Here is a 21,094-nt window from a genome sequence, read left to right as displayed (position 1 = left end):
GGCCTATTAATTATATTTAAATATTAATTTACAGAAAAACTTTCACACTCTCATATATATCAATGTATTATATTTCATTCATAACAATATAAAAAAAGAACTGAAAATGATATTTTGTCTGCTTGACATTAACGTATCATTTTCAGTTCTTTTTTTTATTATTAAATTAAATATATGTTGGGTCAAAAACCCCAGTTTGGATACTTACGGATTTTTTGTGTCATGTACACTCACAATCCCAATCTTAAATAATTCAAATTATATTATTCAGCTGCAATAGTATCAAACACATCCATTATATTTGTGCTAACCATATTTTCTCCATCAGGAAGTGCTATATCATCCCATGCAGATGTATTAAAATCACTCTTTACGTCGCTAATATAATTGTCATATACCTTACTAAATGCAGAATTCTTAGTACTTTCAATAATTGCACTCTTATTCTGTGCTGTCTCATCTTTTAAATAACTGTTTTCACAATATACCAGATATAATCCGTCATCCTGAGTAATTATTGAACTCATTTCTTCATTTGCTAAATCAAATGCGGCAATTTCATAATCCTGTGTTGCCTCATTTTTCTTTATTGTTTTTGTTACTAATTCATCATCACTATACTGCTTTGCTTCTTTTGCAAATGTCTGATATCCACCATTAACAAGACTTATTACTTCCTCTAACTGTTTAGTTGCTTTATTTGTTTTCGTCTTTGTAGTATCGATATGAATATACTGAACTTTAATTACTCTGGCTTCTTCATCGCTTATCTCTTCTCCTACATTAGCTGTCAATGTATTATAAGCTTTCTTTGCCTTGTAATAATTTGTAAATAATGTTTCAACTGTCTCTTCTGTTGCCGTTGTATAATCCTTTTCTTCATCTGTAAGACTATTATAATACTCTTTTGCTGCTGCAGCTATTGAAGTCTTTTCTGCATCATCTATTGTTACATTATTCTTATCAGCTAAAGCTGCCATTGTGTATGTGATTGATATATCATTCTTTACTTCGTCTTTTACAAAATCACCAAGTGTAGTCTTCTCAAGTTTCTGGCTCCAGTCAACAATTCCTCCAAAGTCATTTTTGTATTTATTTGCACTGTTAAGTATTATTAATTTTGCTTCCGACACCGAGCATATTAATTTGTCTACTACAAATGCCTCATCACTTTTAAGTCCAAACAAATCTCCGACTACAGGAGTATCGCTTTTTAAACCACATCCACTAAGAACTGTTGTTGCCATTACCATACTAATGCCTAAGGCAATAACTTTTTTCTTTATCATAACTGATACCCTACCTTTCAATTACATTCTCAAAATATCTTCTAATATAGAGTCAACATCAGGAGTTATATGCTTTGCACACTTTCTTATATCTGAAGGAGAATGTTGCATTGCATAACTATAATAAGAACGTTCAAACATTTCAACATCATTATAATTATCTCCAAATGTTACTGTATCTTCTGAAGTAACTTCGAATATATGCTGTACAACTGCAAGTGCATTTCCCTTATTCACATATTCATCAGTTAAATCTACCCAATTATTGCCTGATATGGCGATTTTTATTTTATCACCCCATCTGTCAACTATTGATTCATAAAATTCCTCTGTAAGTCCATATTTTGCATATATGGAGATTTTTGTAATAGGTTCTTTAACTTCCTTAAAGTCCTTTACATTTTCTGTGGAAAATCCATGCTCTGCAAGATATCTTGTAAAATCAGTATCATATGTGCTTACATAAGATCCTGTTTCTCCTGCTAAAAGAACTCTGCAGTCTCTTTTCTTCTGCATTTCATTCATTATTGTTACGCTAAGCATTTTATCTATAGGTGTCTTACATAAGACTTTCCCCTGATACATAACAACTCCACCATTATTAGTGATATAAATAATGTCATTTTTTATCTTTCCAAAAAGGGGTCTGATAGCATCATAGTCTCTCCCTGATGCTACCGCAAACAAAACTCCTTTTTCCTTTAATTCACCCAAAAGAGACAATGTTTTCTCACTTATTCTTGTCTCCCCCGGTTTTATTAATGTTCCATCTACATCGCTTACAACTAACTTTATCATTGTTTTCTCTTTCAATTCCTTTTAATTTATTACTACATATTACTGCTATTTGCTCAAAGATACAACCTTAGAATATTTTCCATATACTTTTTTCCCATAAACTACCTTGTAACTTCTTACTTTGTAATAATATGTATAGCCGGAAACTGCTTTACCATCAGTAAATTTTACAACAGTATTTTTCTTTGTTGTTCTTACTCTTCTATATTTTAACTGGATGTTTGACTTTTTGTATACCTGATATCCTGTAACCCATTTATCTCTCTTCCATCTTACTACAGCACTATTTCCCTGCAACGCCATTGCGGATACAAATTTTACCCTCTTTGGAACTACTTTTGCAGATGCTGCTGCTGAGAATGATGATTTATGTGTTTTTCCACCACTAACAGTATAAGTTCTTATTTTGTAGCTATATGTGTTTCCTGTAACAAGTTTTTTATCTTTATATGATGTTACGGAAGCCGACAATTTAGCAATCTTTTTATATTTGCCTGCACTGTTTCTTCTGTAAATAATATATCCACTTACATTTGTTGCCGCATTCCATGTCAGTTTAATTGTGTTCTGATTATATGAAGCAACAGACTTAAAGCCAATCTGACCTGAAATAACAGTTATCAATGCCGTTGCTGTCTTTTTACCATTGTTAGTAGTAACTGTAATTGTTGCTGTTCCCGGAGCTACTGCTGTTACCACTCCCTTTTTAACTTTAGCTACTGCCGTGTTATCTGATTTCCATTTTACATTTTTATTAGTAGCATCCTCAGGAATCACAGTTGCTTTTAAAGTATATGTGTTTCCCACTCTTAAAGTCTTCTTTGTTTTATTAAGTTTTACTCCTGTTACCGGACGTATAACTTTAATTTTACAAGTACCTACAGCTCCACCTATAGCTGTTGCAGTCGCAGATATTGTAGCATTTCCTACTCCAACACCTGTTACTTTTCCTGTTTTTGAAACTTTAGCTACTGACGTGTTACTTGAAGTCCATGTTACTGTCTTATCCGGTGCATCAGTAGGATATACTGTTGCATTTAATTTTACTTTCTTACCTACACCAATTGTTGCCTTTGTCTTATCTAATACACATCCTTTTGTGAATACTTGTATTGTATATGTTGCAAAATTACCACTTACTGCAAATGCTCTTATTGTAGTTGTTCCATCACCTACAGCGGTAATATTTCCTGCATCATCAACTGTTGCTACAGCAGGATTGTCTGAACGGTAAATTACTTTTTCATTAGGATTTGATGTAGTTGCCTTAGCACTTACTGTTGTACCTGTAATCAAATTATTTTCAACTTCAGGTGTAACATATTCTGTTGAAACATATCCTGTATAAGAAACTCCGTTTTTTACTACATCAACTTTGGTCCAATATGGATTACTTAACCAGCTTACTGAATACTTTCTGTCTGTAAGCACGTTTTCTTTTATTGTAACGACATCATCTTTACTTAATTTAGTTAATGAACTATATCCGGTACTTGGGCCCTGTCTAAGATTTACATTTGATGTAATAACACCTGTCTTATCTCCTGATTTGCCCATTGTAACAGTTGTATTATCTCCAGGCATATTGTTGTATACAGGAATTATAAAATGACGCTGATTACTTTTAATTCCCAATGTATCATAAGCTTTTGCTGTAGTTCCTGTCTCTGATGCACAGCCAAATATATTTGTCATGTACTGATGTTTATATGTATTTTTAGCTGTTACATTAAACTTCTGCAAATATGTTGTATTCTGTCCTACATTGATATACTTTTCAGCTATATATTGTGCTCCACCTATTATTGAAGCTCCCGGAGTATTCCAAGGTGTACCATATCCATTCTTTGCGTTTGAAGCCCATTTTAAACCGTTTAAAATGGGCTGTGAACTTGTACTTGCACCTATATTATAGAAATTATAAATTCCTTTATATGATGTTGAATAATTTCCGGATACACTTCCACTTGCTCCCATTCCTGCATAAATTCCGTTTCTACCTGAACCTACTTCCTGTAATATTTTTGAAGCAATATAATATGCACTTGCACCTGAAGTCTGAGCCGCCTGCAATATCTTTGATGAATAGCTTTCTGCCGTTGGAATATATGTTCCATTTGCATCAAGGTAAGCTATATTTGTATTAGCCATAAATGAACCTGTAAGTATTGCCTCAACGCCTGCCTGTGTCTGATTAGCTGCATCATATGCTAAATTTTCAAACATAAAAACATATGTATCGTTAAGAAAATTTCTTGGATCCATAAAGTATGCTACTGCATTTTTAGAAGCTGTTACCCATGTACTTCCATCTTTTGCAATATATTTTCCTGTAGCTGTATTATAGTCACCTGAAGCATTGCTCTGTAAAAACTCTGAATAGTTTGTATGTGTAAGACTTCTGTCATTAGATGCTTCATTATCTACTGCTGTTCCAAAATCAATTCCTGTATTAAAAGGCTGAAATGTCCAGTTAGGATATGTTGCATGTAACTGTCTTAAATACGGCTTGTAACTTTCCGGAAATCCACTTATGCTCGCCTCAAATGTTGCGTCATCTGCTTTGACTTCCGTAACTCCACTAAACTGTATGCTACTTACGATAATTGCAATTGCTAAAATTGTAACCTGTATATTCTTTGCTATTTTTGTAAAAATTTTACTTTTCAAGTGTATCCCTCTTTTCTACTAAGTCCTCATTTATATTCGAACTTTAACACCTTTCGTATCTCTTCTTCCTGTTTTAAGTTTTCTAAGTTCAACTTTCTTTCCCTTGTATTCAACAACATCATTGTCTCCTACATCTAACAGATAAACATTAATTACAAAATCATCTGCATTTAATTTAATTCCTCTTACACCAACTGCAGTTTTCTTCTTTTCAGGAATCTCCTTAAGTGGAAATCTTAAAAATACCCCATTTTCCGTCTGAAGAACTAATATTTCCCTTGTATACTGAAGTTCTGTATTATTCCCTGCACTATCCATTTGCGAAGGTGTATCAAAATTCATTTCTAACTGAACATCATCCATAGGCATAAATTCGTCATCTGAACCTCCTGTTAATGCAACCGGCATTTCATACTCTTCATCCTCGACAGGCTTTGAAGTAATTCTTGTAATCTGAACTCCTACAAGACTGTCATCTTCCCCAAGCTTTGTAGCTGCAATTGTATTTCTTGTTGTCTCAAATTCACTGCCATCAACAAGCTTCATCATACCTTTTTTAGTAGTAAACAATAATTTCTTATCTTTAATCATTGAAGCACTAAATAATGCCACAATGCTTTCTCCTGCACTACTGTAATTTCCAAGATTATCTATTGGAACACCTTTATCCCTAAATTTTTTAATCGGCATTTTTATTATCTTTATCTGATGCATGTTTCCATTGTCTGTAAAAATGCACACCTTGTCTGTATTCATGCAATTAAAATAATATTTGTTTTCTTTAATTACCGCTTCTCTGTTTCTGTCAAATGTGGCCTGGTCAATTAATTTGGCATAACCAAATTTATCCATTACAAATACTACTTCCTGCTCAATTATCTTATTATCATCAAATACAGCTTCTTTTCCATCTTCAATAACAGTTCTTCTTGGCTGACCATATTCTTTCTTGATTGCAAGCAAATCTTTCTTGATTACTTTTGTCATGGAACGTCTGCTGTGAAGAATATCCTCGTATTTAGCAATTTTATTTACTAAATCTTCATATTCTTTCTGCAATGCAAGAACTTCTAAACCTATTAATTTAGCAAGTCTTAAATCAAGAATTGCCTGTGCCTGCTTTTCTGTAAAATTAAGATTAGCTGCTAACAGTTCTGATTCAGGATTCTTAAATTTAATGCCTTCAGTATTTCCATTTACAAGACACTCCTTTGCCTGTTTTAACTGCTGACTTCCTCTGATAATTTCAATAATCAAATCAATAATATTTGTTGCTCTTATAAGACCTTCTTTTATTTCTTTTTGTTCTAAAGCCTTATTAAGCATTGTTGTATATTTTCTAGTAGTTATTTCATACTGAAAATCCACATTATACTTAATTATTGATTTAAGCCCCATAACTTCCGGTCTTCCATCAGCTATGGCAAGCATATTTACACCAAATGTATCTTCAAGCCTTGTCTTTTTATATAGCATATTTGTAAGTTTTTCTACATCTGCTCCTTTTTTAAGTTCAAGTACTATTCTTATACCATTTTTATCTGATGCATTTGAAATATCAACAATATCATTTGTTTTTTTATTTTCCACAAGTAAAATAACGTCTGATATAAATTTACTAATATTAGCACCTATCATTGTGTAAGGAATTTCTGTTATTACAAGCTTGTCTTTCTCTTTTCCTTTACCTTTTTCAAATTCAAGCTTTCCACGTAATTTTAATTTACCGTTTCCTGTCTTATAAATGTCTGCCAACTCGGATTTGTTGGCTACAATTCCTCCTGTTGGGAAATCCGGTCCCGGCATTATTTCCAGTAATTCTTCTGTTGAAATGTCATTATTCTCCATATATGCGATAACTGCATCTATTACTTCACCTAAATTATGAGTAGGTATATTTGTTGCCATACCAACGGCAATACCTTCTGCTCCGTTAACTAAAATGTTAGGAACTTTTACCGGAAGAACTACAGGTTCTTTTTCCATTTCATCGAAGTTAGGCATGAAATCAACAACATCTTTATCTAAGTCTGCTAAATATACATCCTGTGTAAATTTCTTTAATTTTGCTTCCGTATAACGCATTGCGGCAGCTCCGTCTCCTTCAATTGAGCCGAAGTTTCCGTGCCCGTCTACTAAAGCCATTCCCTTTTTAAAATCCTGAGACATTACAACTAATGTTTCATAAATTGAGCTATCACCATGTGGATGATATTTACCCATTGCTTCACCAACTATACGTGCTGATTTACGATGTGGTTTATCATAGTTAAGTCCTAACTGTTCCATGGCGTACAAAACTCTTCTCTGTACCGGCTTAAGTCCATCTCTTGCGTCAGGAAGTGCTCTGGCACAAATTACGCTCATAGCATAATCTATGTATGATTTTTGCATTACCTCAGAATATTCTGTTTTCACTATCTGTTCTGACATATGTTACTCCTATATAATATGTATTGTCCCTCTCTACGATGGGGTTGGTAATCGGAAACATCTATAGAAAATAAATTCATTTTGTTTCCTAAATGCTTATATATCTAATTCTGCATCTGTCGCATGTTCGTAAATGAAGTCCCTTCTAGGTCCTACGTTATTTCCCATAAGCATTTCTGTTACTTCTGATGCTAATCTTGCATCTTCTATTTCTACCTGCTTCAAAATTCTCGTTTCAGGATTAAGTGTAGTTTCCCACAACTGGTCTGCATCCATTTCTCCTAAGCCTTTATATCTTTGAAGCGTAAATCCTTTATGATCTTTTCTGTATTTTTCTAAAGCCTTGTCATCATATAAATACTGACCTTTTCCCTTTTTAGGTACAACCTTATATAATGGCGGTGTTGCTAAATAAACATGTCCATGCGTAATTAATTCAGGCATAAATCTATAGAAAAATGTTAATAACAATGTATCGATATGAGCTCCGTCAACATCGGCATCCGTCATTAAAATAATCTTGTTAAACTTTAATTTTTCTATATCAAAATCATTTCCATAGCCTTCAGAAAATCCACATCCAAACGCATTAATCATTGTCTTAATTTCTGCATTTGCAAGAACTTTGTCGATAGAAGCTTTCTCAACATTTAAGATTTTTCCTCTTATAGGTAAAATTGCCTGTGTTCTACGCTTTCTTGCGCTTTTTGCTGAACCACCGGCAGAATCTCCTTCGACAATAAATATCTCACATTCTTCTGCTTTTCTGCTTTCACAGTTAGCAAGTTTTCCATTACTGTCTATTGAAAACTTTGTCTTTGTAAGCATATTTGTTTTTGTTTTTTCTTCCTGCTTACGGATTTTTGCTGATTTTTCAGCACATGCAATAACATTTTTAAGCACTTCAACATTTCTGTCAAAATACAATACCAATTCTTCACCTGTAATTTCAGCAGCAACTTTTCCGGCATCAGGATTATCTAATTTTGTCTTTGTCTGTCCTTCAAATCTTGGTTCAGGGTGCTTAACTGCCACAACTGCCGTCATACCGTTTCTAACGTCTGCCCCTGTAAAATTAGCATCCTTTTCCTTTAATATTCCTAATTCCCTTGCATACTGATTTATTACCATTGTAAATTTTGATTTAAATCCTGTAAGATGTGTTCCACCTTCCTGTGTGTAAATATTGTTACAAAATCCTAAAATATTTTCAGAAAATTCATTTACAAACTGAAATGCTACTTCCATTTCAATCCCATCAACAGTCTTTTTGAAATAAATTACATCATGAACCTTTTCTTTTTCTTTATTTAATTCTGCAACATACGCACAAATTCCATCAGGCTCATGGTAAGTAATTACTTCTTCTTCTGCAACTCTTTTATTTTCAAATATAATTGTAAGATTTGGATTTAAATATGCTGTTTCATGTAATCTGCTTTTAATTGCATCTGCTTTAAAATAAGTTTTTTCAAATATTTCGCCATCCGGGTAAAACTGTACTGTTGAACCTGTGTCATTTTTTCTACATGTTCCTACTTCTTTCAAAGGATACATTATTTTCCCACGCTCATATCTTTGATTATAAACTTTTCCGTCTCTTTTAACATTTACCTCTAACCATACTGAAAGCGCATTTACAACTGATGCACCAACACCATGGAGACCACCGGAAATCTTATAACCTCCGTCTCCAAACTTTCCTCCGGCATGAAGTACTGTAAATACTACTTCAACTGCAGGACGCCCTGTCTTATCATTTATATCAACCGGAATGCCTCGACCATTATCACTAATAGTAGCACTACCGTCTTTTTCCAATGTTACTTTTATTTCATTACAATATCCTGCTAAATGTTCATCAACTGAGTTGTCAACAATTTCATAAATCAAATGATTAAGCCCTTTTGTTCCAACACTTCCTATGTACATTCCGGGTCTTCTTCTAACCGCTTCTAACCCTTCTAATACTGCAATACTATTACCGTCGTAATTACTTTTTGCCATTACTAACTCCTTGATTACTTATTTGGATTCAAAAATCCATTGCCAAAATGTTTTCTTAATAATCTGTCTTCATCTTCAAAATGAGCATAATCGTTAAGTCTCTCGATATGATATGTTCCCAAATCTTTATCATACATAATCTCAGATATACTACAATTTTCAAGTTGTCTGCCAAATGTAAGCCACTTAGCATAATCAGCCTTAACTATGCCTGTAAGTAATGCCCTTATAGCACCTCCATGAGTTACTACCACTACATTTTCATAATCTTTATGTGCTATCTCATCTATCGCTTCAAAAACTCTGTTAAATACCATTTCGCAATTTTCACCACCGGGATATGCCATATCCTTTTCCATCTTCGAACGCTCTGCGAGAAAATCCTTATATCTTTCTTTAAGGACACTATTTTCAAGTCCTGTTAAATCACCAAACTCTGCTTCCCTTAATCTTTCATCAACAAATCTTGGTTTCTTAACATATTCATTTATTATATCTGCTGTTTCCTTCGCTCTAATTAAATTGCTTGAATACACAACTTCAATTCCATATTTAGCTAAACGCTTTCCTACCAAGTGCGCCTGCTCTCTACCTTCACCGGACAATTCCACATCAACATTACATAATTTACTGTTCTGTCTGCCATGTCTAATTAAATAAATATTCATATCACACCTGCCTTATCTTAATCTTTCCTTTTTTCTACATATGTATGATACCTTCAGATTGCTTCGTGCTTCGCACTCTCACAATCTGACCAACATTCGCATATCGTGGGATTTCATCCCACTTTTATGCTCATGTTGGGGCGGGTCATGAATTCCATAAACCACATTTGAGCAAGCTCATGTGGTTTATGGAATTATAACCCTGGTATCACAGGTATTGAATCATTCCAGGACCTAATTTATCCGTTGGTCTTTCTATGAATCCACATTTTTTATAAAAATGTTCTCTTCCCTTTGCACACATTAAATCAAACATCATTTCCGTACCTGGAATCTTTAATTCTAAAACAAATTCTTTTATATTTTGTAATAGTCTGTATCCTATACCACTTCCCTGATATTCCGGTATTACAATCAAATCCTGTACATAGCATATAACTGCTCCATCTCCCACGACTCTTCCCATTCCTACCGGTTTGCCATTTTCATATGCAACAACTATATATAAACTGTTTTCCAATGCTTTTTTAGCCTGTTCTTTAGTCAATGGTTTCCATTTAACTTTTCCCCTTAACATCAAATATGTATCTACATCTAAAACATTTTCTTTAAGTACCATCTTGTTCCTCTATTCAATCACATATTCTGTCCACTTTAACTAATACATTATACTTTATCTGCCAATTCACTTCAAGAAATTTTATTTTTTGCTTTGTTTTTGCTTTATTTTCATGATTATTATTTTTCATTTTGCCCACACTATTTTTATGCAGATTATTTTGTAAACCCATTTTGTAGATTAATTTTGTGGAGGTAATTACAGATATGAAAAACAGATATGCTTTTATAAATTCTTTTAGTTTTTCCCTGATTTTCAAATTATTCGTTTTAGGAATAGCATCATTTTCTTTATATTTACATATTGATATTGATGATTTACCAAATACATTTAGATTTTTTGGATACTTTACCGTACTCTCTAATTTATTCTGTTTTATTATATTACTTTTAAATATTATCAAAATGATTTATAACCGTATTTCTTTTTCGGAAAAATATACTGCTTTAAAAGAATACTCACATTTTTTTGTTTTATTTAAAGGAATGAGCCTTATGTCAATAATCTTAACATTTTTCATATTTCACTATATGGTTGCTAATTACAAATATCCTCTGCTTATAAATAACATCTTAAATCTTCCTATAAAAGATTTATTCGCTCATTATCTGCTTCCTTTTTTTTATGTTATAGACTGGCTTCTTTTCGCCCCTAAGGGATTGCAGAAATTAAATGCTCCCTTCATCTGGACTTTATATCCTTTTGTTTATCTTATTTTTACATTTGTAAGACTCTATAAGGTGCCTGCGTCTTCATATTTTCATTTAAATGAGGCTCCTTATTTTTTTCTTGATATAAATAAACTTGGATATGAGCGGGTAACAATTTTTTCAATAATTATTCTTTTTATTATTTTGTCTATTGGATATTTGATTATCGGAATCGAAAAAATTATGTGTATACTTCAAAATCGAAAGTTATAATCCGGCTTTCACTTATTTTGCACGCAAACAAATACCAGGCTGTGAATGTAATTCGCAGACTTGTTATTAACTTGAGTTACCCCCCCATTCTTGACAAAGAACAAAAAATAGTGCTTCACTTTTCCAGCAAAGCACTATTTTTATACTTTTTTTCTGAAAGTCGGTTTTCATACCACTTTCGGTTTTCTTATTAAGTTTATTTTTCAATTTCTAACCTAATACAAAGCATCTGATTGCCATGTCAATTCCAACGATAATCAACAATGCTCCACCTGCTATATAAGCCTTTGTTTTTTGTTCAAATCCTGCTCTGTATCCTGTATACATTCCTGCATATGAAGCAACCCATGTTACAACCACTACTAAAATTCCTAAATTCAAAGGATTCGTATTACAAAATCCTGCTGCAATACCTGTAGTTATTGTATATCCTCCAATTACCACCAATGGAAGAATGTATTTTTTTATTTCCATTTTCTCTTCTAATTTTTCATTGATTATATCATTCTTTAGTGCCTTAATAATTAACCTTATTCCTAGCAATACAAATATAGCAATTGCCAAAATGTGTCCAATAACTACTTCGTCGGTTGTTGTTACTATGTTAATTAAAAGTCTTGAAATTATATATCCTACTCCAAGCATTACGAGCTGAAGCAACGAAAGAATTACTCCAATTATCGTAAGTCTGCTTTTTTTAATATTTGCCACCATGGAGCCATTACACTCCATGATTGCAAATACTTCAAAGGATATACCAAATATAATCATTACATTTTCAATCCAAGTCACACAACCCCTCCCTTTTATCTGCTTTAATTTGAGGTTGAATATCAATTGATTTAATATCAATTTATTTTCACAACTAACTAAACCTAATGTTACTCACATAACATATTATGTGCTTTATTTTTATTATTTATCAGCTGAAACTCCATCAGTCTTAATAATAAACTTAACGTTACTGTTTACTCCATCTGCTGTCTTAGTAAATGTTGTATAATTCTGAGCTGCTCTTGAAGTTGCGTTAATTCTATTAACTAACTTCTTAACATCTCCGTTGTATGATGAAATAAGTTTCTGAATTGCTTCATCATTGAATTCTTTCATTCCATCTTTAAGTTCATTTGCACCGTCATCCAACTTGCTTACGCCATCACTAATAGTTGTTGTTGCTTCATTTAACTGTTTTGCACCTTTGTTAAGAGTATCATTGTTTGCAACTAATTTGTCACTACCTGTTTTTAACTTCTTAACACCTGACTTTAATGTTGGCATACTGTCATTTAATGTTCCTACACCTGTGTAAAGTGGAGAAATAGCTTTTTCATATAAAGTTTCAATTCCTGAATCTAATGATTTTGCACCATCTTTTAAATCTGAACTTCCGGATGCGACTGATGATAAACCTGATTTAATCTGGCTTGCACCTTCAGATACAGATTTAGCTCCTGCAGCTAACTGCTTTGTACTAGTTGCAACACTTGTCATTGTTGTGTCTAATGTATTTACACCTGTTGCAGCTTTTCCGGCTCCTGTTGCCAATTCTTTAGCACCATCCTGTAATTCTTTTAAATCTTCTTTCTTAGCTGAAACATTGTCTGCTACTTCATCCATAACTTTCAATGAAGCTACAGCTTCTGATAAAGAATTAACATTTTCTGTTGTTTTTGTAAGAACCTTTGCTGCACTCTTTGCATCTGTAACACCATAAGCATCGAGTCCTGTATAAGTATCTGCTGCAATTGCTGTAAGAATTGCAGTCTGAAGTTTCTTAGCATCTTTTAATGCTTTGTCAGCCTCATCGTATGACTTAACTCCGGCTTTAGCTAATTTTGTATAAATTCCTTTTTCCTGCTCTGCGATTGTGTTTCCAAGTCCGTTAATTGTGTCAGCTACTTCATCAACACCTGCGCTTACTTTCAATGCTCCATTCTTCAAATCTGTCATTGAAGTATTTAATATTGAAACCTGACCTGCAATTGTTGTTACACCATTGCTTAATGTTTCCATGTTAGTGCTTACAGTATTACTTCCTGTAGCTAATGTATCTGCACCTGTTGATAACTTATTAACACCTTCATTTAATGTCTTACTTCCATCTGCAAGTGCTTTAGCACCACCACGGATTGTCTTTGAATTTTCTTTTGTTCCAAAGTTTGTATAAATAGCATCTACAGCTTTTTTAACTGACTTCATGCCTTTTACAAGTTTTCCTGAAGATTTATATAATGTATTAATTCCTGAGCTAACCTGACTTACACCACCTGTATATGTTGCAATACCATTTTTAAGTGTAACCATTCCTGATTTAAATTCAGGCATATTGTTATTTAATGTATCAAGTCCATCTGCCAAATCGCTTGAACCATCCTGTAATTTTCCTGCTGCATCATCAATTTCGTCAACTTTTTCATCTAAATCAGATAAATCAATATCGCTAATGTCAAATCCTTCATTACACAACGCAACTGTCATTGTCATATCAAGACTGAAGTTTTCAACGTCTGCTGTCATCTCAACATAATCAGGAATTTCCACTTCATCATCACTCAAATCAAGATTATCTTTCATTCCCGGCATTGCCATACCAACTACTATCTGATTTTTGCCATCAGAAATTACTTTACCATTTTTAACATCTACATTCTGGAAATCATCATTTAAAATCATTCCCGAAACTGCGATAAACGGTACATAAATTTCTTCTTCTGCTCCATTTATGTCTGCTTTAACTTTTTCGTTATTTGTGTAATCAAATCTTACAGTAACTTTTCCACTCTTTCCGGCGATTTCATCTGCTGTCATTTCTTTTCCGTCTAAATAATATGTTATTTTAACATTAACAGGAGTTTCTTTTTCTGTAGTTCCCTGATAATAAATATCATTTCCTTTTGCTTCCCATTTGATGTTTTCGCCATCTTTTGTAAATGTTTCATCTCCATTTACATTCTTAATATCTTTCAAATCAGATTTATCTACAATAACATCTTCTCCTGCTGCATTTTTCAAATGATCACTTACGATTGTGCTTGTAGCTTTACCTGTGTTATCAGCAATTACATATACTGTTTCATCTTTGCCTATTTCTTTTTCTGAAACTGAGATAACATTGTCAATTGCATCTTCTAACTCGCTCTTGTCATCACTATTTACATCTGTCTGAGTTTCTTCTGTAGAAACATCCTCCGGATTTGCAAATGTTGTATATCCATATGTTGATGCACCTGCAACAACAACTGTCATTGCACATGCGATTGTTCTTATTATAAACTTCTTACTAATTAAATTTGATTTTCTCATAGCGAACCTCCTACTTATTTGAAACTAACTCTTTGTTAATGAAACCTTTACTTGTTTTAATTATTAATTTATCAAATATCATAAATAATGACGGTAAAACAAATATAACTACTATCATACTTATGATTGCTCCTCTTGCCATTAAGTTACACAATGAACTAATCATATCGATGTTAGAATACATACCTACACCAAATGTGGCTGCAAAGAAACTCAAAGCACTAACTATAACTGACTGCATTGATTCTGTAAGAGCCTTTGTAATTGCTTCTTTCTTAGGTAATCCTGAATATCTGCCGTTCTTATATTTTGTTGTCATAAGAATTGCATAGTCAACTGTTGCACCTAACTGAATTGTACCAATTACAATTGATGCGATGAATGGTAATGTTGTTCCTGTGTAATATGAAATTCCCATATTCATACAAATAGCCGCTTCAATAACCGCTACTAAAATAAACGGTAATGAAATTGATTTAAATACAAATAATATAATTACAAATACCATTGCAATTGAAAGCGCATTAACTACTTTAAAATCGGTATCTGTTGTTTCAATTAAGTCTTTAGTACAAGGTGCTTCACCTATTAACATTCCATGCTTGTCATAACTCTTTATTATTTTTTCCAACTGAATACACTGTTCATTTACTTCATCTGAAGCCACCGCATATTCAGAACTAATTAATAAAAGTTCATATTTATCATTAATCAAATCTTCTGAGAGATTCTTCGGAATGATATCTCTTGGTATTGACGGACTTAATATTGAATCAATACCTAATACTGTTTTAACTCCATCTAAGTCTTTCATCTGATTAATCATCTTATTTGCATCTGCCTGTGAAAGACTGCTGTCTACCATTGCGATATGAGTTGCACCCATTGCATACTGTTCATCCATCTTAGTATTTGCTGTAATACTTGGAAGTGTCTTTGGTAATGAACCGACTAAATCGTAGTATACTTTGTTGTTCTTGTAACCAAATGCTGCAGGTACTAATAATATTAAGAAAATAATTATGCAAATAGTTCTTCTCTTAATAACTGTTTTACCAATTCTACCTACATCAGGGATAATTGGTTTATGTCTTGTCTTCTGAACAAATTTATCAAAGATTAAAAGCATTGATGGTAAAATTGTTACACATCCAATTACACCGAATACTACACCTTTTGCCATTACCACACCAAGGTCTAAACCTAATGTAAATGTCATAAAGCATAATGCAATAAATCCGGCAATTGTTGTTATTGAACTTCCTGTTACTGAAGCAAGTGTTTCACTAATTGCATTTGCCATAGCCGTATTATGATCATCCGGCGTTTTTTCACACTGTGCTTCATAACTGTGCCATAGGAAAATTGAGTAGTCCATTGTAACAGCCAACTGAAGTACTGCTGTTAACGCTTCTGTTAAATATGACATTTCACCTTGAATGAAATTTGTACCAAGGTTATAAACAATTGCCATACCAATTCCAAGTAAGAAGAATAATGGTGCTGCTGCTGAATCCATTGTTAACTGTAAAATTATAAGTGAAAGGATTGCTGCGATAATTACATAAATTGGAATTTCATGCATTACCAAATCTTTAATATCTGTAACTACAGACGACATACCACTTATATAACAATCTTTAGATGCAACTTTTCTTAATTCTTTTACTGCATCCATTGTTTCATCTGAAGACATTGATGAATCATATAAAACAATCATTAATGTGCTGTCAGCATCTTTATTATTGAAAAATTCCCGGATATCATTTGGAAGAACATCCATTGGAACTGTAAGGCCTGCAATTGAGTCATACCAGATAACTGATTTTACATGTTCAACTTTCTCCATGTCCTTTCTCATTGCTGATATATCTTTTTCATCCATTCCTTCAACTACACATAAAGAAAAGGCTCCTGTTCCAAATTCATCTAACAGAATATCCTGTCCTTTCATAGTTTCCATATCCTGTGGTAAATAGGATAAAATATCGTAATTAATTCTTGTTGTTATAAAACCAAATGCAGAAGGTATTAATAAAAGTAAACTGATAACAAATATCAATACTCTGTATTTAACAACTTTTTGTCCGAATTTTTTCATTCTTATCACTTCACCTTTCTTATTTTTCTGCACTCAGTATAAAAAAAAAGACCGAATACTTAAATATTCAATCTTTTTGCCATGTCTCTTTTAAATATACAAATCTGTCAATTTGTATATTTGATTTATTCAACTGTAATATCATTGTATTTTACATCTGACACAAAATTTTAACATTAAAAGAAATCTGTCATCTGCTTAGTCATCATATATTCATACGCTGCTGCAATTTCTCTTGGTGGGATATTCATCCCTGACTTTATCCATTCTATAACGATATAACACATAGACTGCGCATAAAACTGTGCAACCCTCTCATACGTAATCCACGGATGAGCCTTATCCATCTTAGGTCCCTTTTTCTCCATAATTGCAAGTAGTATCTGTCTTACACAATCCTCTGCGATACTCTGCAATGAATTCTGTCCTTCTAACTTTACTGCATTCATATAAAAAGGCTTGTCTTTTTCTAATGATGTAAACATCAAGACAACCGCTTCATTAAACATTCCATTCTCAATTAACGGAGCCGCCGGCCTTATAATCTGCTCCATAACTATCCATTCTATCAGTTCATATTTATCTTGAAAATGATTATAAAATGTTGGTCTGATTACTCCTGCTTTATCCGTAATATCTTTTATGGTTATTTTTTCGATAGGATGTCTACTTGCAAGTTCCTTGAAACTTTCTGCCAACGCTAAATCAATTGCCTGCTTTCCCTGTCCTGTCATATTCTCCTCCTAGTGTTTCACACGCATTCTCTGTTCACTCTCTCCATAATATTCACAACTATGGCTTAGTATAACACGTTTCCACTTTTTTTCAACCTGTGTTATAATTATAAAAATAGTAAAATTATACGATTTAATCATATATTTACGGAGGATTTTAAAATGAATAAAATAACAAGTTTTACAATAAACCACCTGAAATTATTACCGGGTGTCTACGTTTCAAGAAAAGATAAAGTAGGCGATAATGTTCTTACAACATTTGACCTTAGAATTACCCGTCCAAATTATGAACCTGTTATGAATACTGCCGAAATTCATACAATAGAACATCTTGGTGCAACTTACCTTAGAAACAACTTTGAGTGGGGTGATAAAACTATATATTTTGGACCAATGGGATGTAGAACAGGTTTCTATATGATTCTTGCCGGAGACCTCACTTCTAATGATGTATTGCAGCTTGTAAAAGATATGTTCCTATTTATAAAGAACTATGAAGGTGATATTCCGGGTGCAAGTGCAAAAGACTGCGGAAATTATCTTGATTTAAATTTATATATGGCTAAATTTATTGCTGCAAAATATTATGACATTTTATCAAATATTACTCCTGAGCAATTAGTTTATCCTGAATAAAATATATTGTTATATATAACAAAGACCCTCTTACCTTATTTAATAAGAGGGTCTTTACTATTACTATTTTAATTTCATTAATTTACAATTTTCTATACCTGCGTCCCAAAATTTGCTTAAAGGAAGGTTTCTAATCTGACACACAATACTTGAATTCATTGCTCCATGCCCTACAATAAGAACATCTTTTCCTTCATTTAAATCAGGCATAACAACTTCTTTAAGGAATTCTCCTGTTCGTTTAAACAACTCATAAAATGTTTCGCCTTCCTTAACTCCTTTGTATTTTTCAGGTTCTTTAAAAAATGTACGAATAGGACTATCTGTCGCTTTCGCCGGATTTTCCATTCCTTCATATATTCCAAAGCTCATCTCTCTTAATCTCTCATCATATATAATAGGAACATTTCTTCCTTCAAGAACTAATTTAGCTGTTTCTTTCGCTCTTACTAAAGGTGAACAATAACATACATCAAAATTAATATCTTTATATTTTTCCCCGGCAATTTTTGCCATCTGTCTTCCTTCTTCATTTAATGGTATATCTGTTCTTCCCTGAAGTTTATGTAATTCATTCCATTCAGTTTTTCCATGTCGCATTATGTAAAGCATTTTTGCCTCCTAAACTATGCTCTTCCTTCCGGTAATTTCTTTATGATTGTATTATAAATCCTTATTAAAAATGTAAGTGATACTGCCAACGAAATAATTTCTGCAATTGGGAATGACCACCATACTGCATGTAATCCGCCTACTTTTGCAAGAATATATGCTGCCGGTACTAAAACAAATAACTGACGCATAATAGAAACTATCATACTAAATACCGCTTTTCCTAAAGCCTGAAATACTGTTCCCGCAACGATACAGAACCATGCAATTAAGAAATGAATTCCTATTATTCTAAGTGCCGGTATACCAATTTCTAACAGCTGTTGTGAAGAATTAAACATTCCAAGAAGTACCTGTGGTATTGCTTCAAATGCTATAAATCCAACAAACGTCAGACAAAATGCTACTGCCATACTTAATTTAATGGTATGAATCATACGTTTTCTCTGCTTTGCTCCATAATTATAAGCAATAATAGGTGTAATTCCGTTGTTCAATCCAAATACAGGCATAAAGAAGAAACTCTGTAATTTGAAGTAAACACCAAAAACAGCCGTTGCCGTCGATGAAAATTCTATTAAAATGCGGTTCATGCAATATGTCATAATTGAACCTATTGACTGCATAATAATAGATGGAACACCTACTGCATATATTGTTCCAATAATTTTTAAGTCCGGTTTAAATCCTTTAAAGCTTAATTTAACATCATGATTATATTTATGATTACATGCGGCTGCCACAATTCCTGCAACACACTGTCCAATAACTGTCGCAATCGCCGCACCTGTAACACCCATTTTTGGTGCCCCAAATAAACCGAATATTAAAATAGGGTCTAAAATAATATTAGTTACTGCACCTGTAAGCTGTGATGTCATGCTGAAAATAGTTCTTCCTGTTGATGTTAATAAACGTTCAAAGAAAAACTGTGTAAATAACCCAAATGAGAAAATCATAACTGTACTCAAATATTCAATTCCCATTTCCATTATTTCAACATCTGCATTGCCAATCTGACTTAAATAAAAAGGTTTAACAACACTAAATCCTAAAATCAAGAATAAAATATAGCTTAAAATATATAATACTGCTGCATTTGCCGCCGTGTCATTTGCCTTTTTAAAATTCTTTTCTCCCAATGACTTTGATAATAAAGCGTTCATACCAACTCCGGTACCTGCTCCCACTGCAATTAACAATGTCTGTAATGGAAACGCTAACGAAACTGCTGTCAACGCATTTTCTGACAATTTGGCAACAAATATACTATCCACAATATTGTACAATGCTTGAACAAGCATTGATACCATCATAGGCAATGACATATTAAAAATCAGTTTACCTACAGGCATTGTTCCCATTTTATTTTCTTCTTTTACTTCTGTTGCTATTTCCTGACTCATTTTTCCTCCAAGCTACTATCTCATGATTATTAAAATATTAAGTATATAACAATCTATAATAATTCCAGTTTAATAATTTTTTAGTTCCAATCGAGTACTATAACACAAACCTTTTTAATAGACAACTATTTTAATTACAGCCAGTACAAACAAGTGAACCGGATAGAAAAGGTAGAAAAACCATTTCCATTTATATTTTCCTCTTTTTCCATTATAAAAGGCAATAGGAATAACACTTAAACTTCCAAGCCATTGAATACCCAAAGAATAAAATCCCATATTAAATACCATATTTCCAATTGCTTTTCCTATATGATATTCTCTAAATGTATAGAAAAAGAATATAAGTAAAATTCCTGTATAACTGTATGTAACCTTTAGTATATATGCAAGTCCCATGGCTCCAAATACGGCAATTAACTGGGTAATCCAGTTTAATGTACCAAAACTAAATACTTTTAATAAGATTTTTGGATATCTTATTCTGAACATTGATATACTATATAAAATCCATATCATTACATAGCCTAATAATAATGTAACCATTACGCTCTGTCCTGACAGACTTATAAAATGTCCGTGTATCATATCATAAGGCACTTCCGAAATTATGGAGAATAATAATAACATATACAGATGCTTTTTCTTATTTTCTGTATGGTAAAATCCTTCAACCAGCAAAAAACAGTAAATAGGAAAACTCAGCCTTCCAATACTTCTCATTACCATATATAAACTACTGCCTTGCGCTAAAAAAGCCATAGCAATATGGTCAATAAGCATAGTCACTACAGCTATAATTTTTAAGGCAAATGAGGATAGTCCATATTTATCCAAATCAATATACATCCCCATTCCTTTTTTATTTAATTCCTGAAAATTCATAGATTAT

The 21,094-nt window shown here is 32.8% G+C and carries 16 protein-coding genes; 1 reads left to right on the top strand and 15 read right to left on the bottom strand.

What is annotated here, in order from left to right; all coding sequences use genetic code 11:
- Positions 1-263 precede the first annotated feature (263 nt).
- The 12 genes from DWW96_RS07665 to DWW96_RS07605 all read right to left on the bottom strand — a co-directional run bounded on the left by DWW96_RS07665 (position 264) and on the right by DWW96_RS07605 (position 17,545).
- Complete coding sequence (locus tag DWW96_RS07665) at positions 264-1,289, bottom strand: peptidylprolyl isomerase (RefSeq protein ID WP_022089380.1); 1,026 nt, start codon at positions 1,287-1,289, stop codon at positions 264-266.
- Between the two features lie 21 nt (positions 1,290-1,310).
- On the bottom strand, positions 1,311-2,087 hold the full coding sequence (locus DWW96_RS07660) for a Cof-type HAD-IIB family hydrolase (RefSeq protein WP_022089381.1): 777 nt from the start codon (positions 2,085-2,087) through the stop codon (positions 1,311-1,313).
- Positions 2,088-2,132: 45 nt separating this feature from the next.
- Entirely contained in the window at positions 2,133-4,757 is a 2,625-nt protein-coding gene (locus DWW96_RS07655) for an Ig-like domain-containing protein (protein ID WP_117910021.1), read from the bottom strand.
- A 30-nt stretch (positions 4,758-4,787) separates the two neighbouring features.
- Entirely contained in the window at positions 4,788-7,190 is a 2,403-nt protein-coding gene (locus DWW96_RS07650) for a DNA topoisomerase (ATP-hydrolyzing) (RefSeq protein ID WP_117910020.1), read from the bottom strand.
- A 96-nt stretch (positions 7,191-7,286) separates the two neighbouring features.
- Complete coding sequence (locus DWW96_RS07645) at positions 7,287-9,197, bottom strand: DNA gyrase subunit B (protein WP_022089384.1); 1,911 nt, start codon at positions 9,195-9,197, stop codon at positions 7,287-7,289.
- Positions 9,198-9,211: 14 nt separating this feature from the next.
- Positions 9,212-9,865, bottom strand: a complete 654-nt coding sequence (locus DWW96_RS07640) for a histidine phosphatase family protein (RefSeq protein ID WP_117910019.1) — start codon at positions 9,863-9,865, stop codon at positions 9,212-9,214.
- A 208-nt stretch (positions 9,866-10,073) separates the two neighbouring features.
- Positions 10,074-10,484, bottom strand: a complete 411-nt coding sequence (locus DWW96_RS07635) for a GNAT family N-acetyltransferase (protein WP_117910018.1) — start codon at positions 10,482-10,484, stop codon at positions 10,074-10,076.
- Positions 10,485-10,497: 13 nt separating this feature from the next.
- The gene (locus DWW96_RS14420) at positions 10,498-10,887 is read right to left on the bottom strand and encodes a hypothetical protein (protein ID WP_117910017.1); all 390 of its coding nucleotides are present in this window, start codon (positions 10,885-10,887) and stop codon (positions 10,498-10,500) included.
- Between the two features lie 730 nt (positions 10,888-11,617).
- Entirely contained in the window at positions 11,618-12,199 is a 582-nt protein-coding gene (locus tag DWW96_RS07620) for a manganese efflux pump (RefSeq protein ID WP_022089388.1), read from the bottom strand.
- A gap of 123 nt (positions 12,200-12,322) precedes the next feature.
- The gene (locus DWW96_RS07615; protein ID WP_117910015.1) at positions 12,323-14,710 is read right to left on the bottom strand and encodes a hypothetical protein; all 2,388 of its coding nucleotides are present in this window, start codon (positions 14,708-14,710) and stop codon (positions 12,323-12,325) included.
- 10 nt (positions 14,711-14,720) lie between these two features.
- Positions 14,721-16,811 (bottom strand): MMPL family transporter, encoded by a 2,091-nt coding sequence (locus DWW96_RS07610; RefSeq protein WP_117910014.1) that lies wholly within the window; start codon positions 16,809-16,811, stop codon positions 14,721-14,723.
- Positions 16,812-16,987: 176 nt separating this feature from the next.
- Positions 16,988-17,545, bottom strand: coding sequence for a TetR/AcrR family transcriptional regulator C-terminal domain-containing protein (locus DWW96_RS07605; RefSeq protein WP_022089391.1), 558 nt, complete (start codon positions 17,543-17,545; stop codon positions 16,988-16,990).
- A gap of 162 nt (positions 17,546-17,707) precedes the next feature.
- Here DWW96_RS07605 and DWW96_RS07600 point away from each other — a divergent pair, with 162 nt between their 5' ends.
- Positions 17,708-18,184, top strand: coding sequence for an S-ribosylhomocysteine lyase (locus DWW96_RS07600; RefSeq protein WP_022089392.1), 477 nt, complete (start codon positions 17,708-17,710; stop codon positions 18,182-18,184).
- 63 nt (positions 18,185-18,247) lie between these two features.
- Here the strand turns inward: DWW96_RS07600 and DWW96_RS07595 are convergent, their stop codons facing one another.
- From DWW96_RS07595 to DWW96_RS07585, 3 genes are all read right to left on the bottom strand, one after another.
- Entirely contained in the window at positions 18,248-18,796 is a 549-nt protein-coding gene (locus tag DWW96_RS07595; RefSeq protein ID WP_022089393.1) for a histidine phosphatase family protein, read from the bottom strand.
- A gap of 14 nt (positions 18,797-18,810) precedes the next feature.
- Positions 18,811-20,202, bottom strand: coding sequence for an MATE family efflux transporter (locus tag DWW96_RS07590; RefSeq protein WP_117910013.1), 1,392 nt, complete (start codon positions 20,200-20,202; stop codon positions 18,811-18,813).
- Between the two features lie 114 nt (positions 20,203-20,316).
- Complete coding sequence (locus tag DWW96_RS07585; RefSeq protein ID WP_117910012.1) at positions 20,317-21,087, bottom strand: TraX family protein; 771 nt, start codon at positions 21,085-21,087, stop codon at positions 20,317-20,319.
- Between the last annotated feature and the right edge of the window lie 7 nt (positions 21,088-21,094).

The sequence above is a fragment of the Eubacterium sp. AF17-7 genome (assembly GCF_003461285.1).
Taxonomy (GTDB): domain Bacteria; phylum Bacillota; class Clostridia; order Lachnospirales; family Lachnospiraceae; genus Eubacterium_U; species Eubacterium_U album.
Note: the sequence above shows the minus strand (reverse complement) of the source record. Positions and strands in the feature narration are given on the sequence as shown.

What these genes read in the sequence shown, in the direction of transcription:
- DWW96_RS07665 (WP_022089380.1), bottom strand. Translation starts at nt 1,289, where the DNA reads ATGATAAAGAAAAAAGTTATTGCCTTAGGCATTAGTATGGTAATGGCA.
- DWW96_RS07660 (WP_022089381.1), bottom strand. Translation starts at nt 2,087, where the DNA reads ATGATAAAGTTAGTTGTAAGCGATGTAGATGGAACATTAATAAAACCG.
- DWW96_RS07650 (WP_117910020.1), bottom strand. Translation starts at nt 7,190, where the DNA reads ATGTCAGAACAGATAGTGAAAACAGAATATTCTGAGGTAATGCAAAAA.
- DWW96_RS07645 (WP_022089384.1), bottom strand. Translation starts at nt 9,197, where the DNA reads ATGGCAAAAAGTAATTACGACGGTAATAGTATTGCAGTATTAGAAGGG.
- DWW96_RS07640 (WP_117910019.1), bottom strand. Translation starts at nt 9,865, where the DNA reads ATGAATATTTATTTAATTAGACATGGCAGACAGAACAGTAAATTATGT.
- DWW96_RS07635 (WP_117910018.1), bottom strand. Translation starts at nt 10,484, where the DNA reads ATGGTACTTAAAGAAAATGTTTTAGATGTAGATACATATTTGATGTTA.
- DWW96_RS07615 (WP_117910015.1), bottom strand. Translation starts at nt 14,710, where the DNA reads ATGAGAAAATCAAATTTAATTAGTAAGAAGTTTATAATAAGAACAATC.
- DWW96_RS07610 (WP_117910014.1), bottom strand. Translation starts at nt 16,811, where the DNA reads ATGAAAAAATTCGGACAAAAAGTTGTTAAATACAGAGTATTGATATTT.
- DWW96_RS07605 (WP_022089391.1), bottom strand. Translation starts at nt 17,545, where the DNA reads ATGACAGGACAGGGAAAGCAGGCAATTGATTTAGCGTTGGCAGAAAGT.
- DWW96_RS07600 (WP_022089392.1), top strand. Translation starts at nt 17,708, where the DNA reads ATGAATAAAATAACAAGTTTTACAATAAACCACCTGAAATTATTACCG.
- DWW96_RS07595 (WP_022089393.1), bottom strand. Translation starts at nt 18,796, where the DNA reads ATGCTTTACATAATGCGACATGGAAAAACTGAATGGAATGAATTACAT.
- DWW96_RS07590 (WP_117910013.1), bottom strand. Translation starts at nt 20,202, where the DNA reads ATGAGTCAGGAAATAGCAACAGAAGTAAAAGAAGAAAATAAAATGGGA.
- DWW96_RS07585 (WP_117910012.1), bottom strand. Translation starts at nt 21,087, where the DNA reads ATGAATTTTCAGGAATTAAATAAAAAAGGAATGGGGATGTATATTGAT.